The following is a 231-nucleotide window of genomic DNA, read 5'->3' on the forward strand; positions in this document are numbered from 1 at the left end:
TCCATGCTGGCGGGTACTGAAGAATCTCCGGGTGAAATCGAACTCTACCAGGGCCGTTCTTACAAATCTTACCGTGGTATGGGTTCCCTGGGCGCGATGTCCAAAGGTTCCTCTGACCGTTATTTCCAGAGCGATAACGCTGCCGACAAACTGGTGCCGGAAGGTATCGAAGGTCGCGTAGCCTATAAAGGTCGCCTGAAAGAGATCATTCACCAGCAGATGGGCGGCCTG

Annotated in this window: 1 protein-coding gene; it reads left to right on the forward strand. The window is 54.1% G+C overall.

Annotated elements, in window-relative coordinates; translation table 11 throughout:
* A partial coding sequence (locus tag R0J87_RS25290; protein WP_498889772.1) for an IMP dehydrogenase occupies window positions 1-231 on the forward strand: 231 nt, incomplete at both ends.

Source organism: Halomonas sp. SIMBA_159 (genome assembly GCF_046536035.1).
GTDB classification, from domain to species: Bacteria; Pseudomonadota; Gammaproteobacteria; order Pseudomonadales; family Halomonadaceae; genus Vreelandella; species Vreelandella venusta_A.